Below are 2729 nucleotides of genomic sequence, written 5' to 3'. Positions count from 1 at the left end.
GATGAAATAAAAACAAAAAAGACATCAACAAATTTATCAAAACACTCAAGAAGAGTAATAAGGTTTATAAAAGCACCAATCAGAGCTCTTTAGCATAGTTATAAAACACATTACACTTAATATAAAACACATCAGATCGAAAATTAAGAAAACTTTTTTAATTTTTGCTGACAGCTACGCCTCGCTATGCTGTCTTCCCTTTGTTTTCTCTAATATATCCAAATATATAACGGTATCATGGTACCATAAACGAAAGTGCAAACACACAACAACCATCTACTTATCATAGCTATAAATATTATTTTGATACTTTTTTAAAATATTTTTATACATAATAAGTAAAATTATATATAATATTAATTAATTTTTTAAATTTGACTATAAGTAAATTTTAAAATAATAGATAGTAAAAATATTTTTATTAACCATTGTTTATTTTCTTATATTGTTTGTTCTTCTTATGTAACAAGCGAGGATATGGCAAGCCGAGAAAACATTTGTAGCTTCGTAAGTCAGGAGAACATAGATGTCTAAAAAATCTCTTTTATCGTATACAGCAATTGCAGTAATTCTATTGTTTGGTGCCAATCACAACGCGCAAGCGGAAGAACTTAAAGTTTCTGATGGGAAAAAAACAGAAGTCTCTGAAAAAAGCTACGATAATATTTTGGCAGAAAAAGGTGGAAAAATCATCGGCAAAAATTTAAAGCTGGGGAGTACGCCTCCACAAGGATCACCTTCTGCAGTCGTTGTCACCGTTACAAGATCCGATAGTTTGATTGAGTTATCGGAAAATACCATCATTGGTGCTCCACTTGGAACTAAATCTTCCTATGCATACGGCGTTAACGTATCAGACAACGCTATATTCAAGATGACAGGAGGTTCTATCAATGTTGATACAACGGCTATTAAACTAAATGGTGGGAATGGCGAGCTGGAAAATGTCACAATAACGAGTGAGAACAGAGAACATAATAAAGCACTAGGAAACGCAATAATAGCTTCTGAAAAAAGTAAACTCACTTTGAAAAATGTAACCGTTACAACAGCAAAAGACACGAGTATAACAGCAGACGATCATTCTGATATAACAGTCTCTGATGGCTCCTTTGGAGGAACAATACTGGCTAAAAACGAAAGTACTATTACTTTGAATAATGTAACCGTCACGCAAGCAAATAATGGCATCTTTGCAGATAACAAATCTCAAATAACAGTTAACGGTGGATCTTTTGAAACAAAAAATGGGGTTACTGTTCAAAACGGCAGTACCATTACTTTAAACAATGGCGCTAAAATCACTTCATCTGAGAGTGATGGACTCCATGTCGTTGGTGAGAAATCAAAAGTTGTTATGACAGGAGGAAGCGTTACCGGTAGCAATAGTGTATTATACACAAGGGGTGGCGGCTATATTAATGTTAAAGACGTTGCACTCACAGCAAATGGCAATGGAACAAAATTCGGCGCATTAGCAAGAGCTTTCAGCACCATTGAACTGAATGGAAACACGACGATTAAAAATGCTTTTGTCGGTGTTAAAGCCCAAAGTGAGAATGCAACAATCAAGATGACAGGAGGATCTATTGAAATCACAGGAGGCGAAGCAGTAGGGGCATTATTCTTTGACACAAAAAGCAAAGAAAACATGCTGAAAGATGTAAAGATCACAAGCGGTAAAGATGGCTTTTTTATAGAAAAAGGAATAAGTGCTGACAAGAAAAGCACTGTTGCTTTAGACAATGTAACCCTCACGCAAGCAAAGACTGCTATCTTTGCAAATGATAATTCTACAATAGCGGTCTCTGGTGGAACCTTTGAGGCAAAAGAAGCAGCAATATTTGCGCAAAACGGCAGTACCATTACTTTAAACAATGATGCTAAAATTACATCATCTGAGGGTGATGGGCTTTATGCAGTTGGTGAGAAATCAAAAATTTTCATGACGGGGGGAAGCATTACCGGTAGCAATAAGGTGCTACACGCAAAAGGTGGTGGCTATATTAATGTTAAAGATGTTACACTCAAAACAAATGGTGAAAGGAAACATGCAGGCGCATTCGCTGATGATATAAACAGTGTAATTGAATTAAAAGGCAAAACAACGATTACGAATGTTTTCTGTGGTCTTTTGGCAATGTATGGAAGCAAAATCACCAGCGAAGAGTTAACGATAACAGGGCAAGAAACAGATGATTATGAAGACGGCACGCTCAGCACTGGTGTAAATGCCTTTGGAGCTGTCATTGAATTAAAGGGAAAAACAACGATTGAAAAAGTTAATGTTGGTCTTGCCGCAACCAGCAATAGCACGATTAAGATGGTCAATGGCACTGCAAAGGAAAACAAAATAGAAGCAACAAAAATTGCGCTATTCATAAGCAATAACGGACATATTGATCTCGTAAATACTTCTGCAACAGCAGGGACTGCTGGTGTGCAATTTGCAAATTTTTCCCAAGATAATTCAAATAATCCAAGTAGTTCACAAAATAGAAAAAACAGTGAAGTTAATTTGACCAATACAGATCTTATCGTTGAAAAGGGTATTGGAATAAATACCAATGAATCAATTGGTAAAATTAATCTCAAAAATTCAAAAATCCTTGCTGATACGTTATTCCAAAACACCATACAGGAGACAGAACCGGTTGAAATGTTTACTTTAACCGCAGATCACTCTGTCTTACAAGGCGGTGTAAGAAATAAAGAAAAGGGAAAAACAA

Annotated in this window: 1 pseudogene; it reads left to right on the top strand. The window is 35.7% G+C overall.

Going from position 1 to position 2729, the window contains the following annotated elements:
• Window positions 1–526 precede the first annotated feature (526 nt).
• Window positions 527–2729: pseudogene (locus tag T429_RS0108380) on the top strand (hypothetical protein); the annotation flags it as partial.

The organism is Bartonella elizabethae F9251 = ATCC 49927 (assembly GCF_000518165.1).
In the GTDB taxonomy this organism is placed as follows: Bacteria; Pseudomonadota; Alphaproteobacteria; order Rhizobiales; family Rhizobiaceae; genus Bartonella; species Bartonella elizabethae.
Note: the sequence above shows the minus strand (reverse complement) of the source record. Positions and strands in the feature narration are given on the sequence as shown.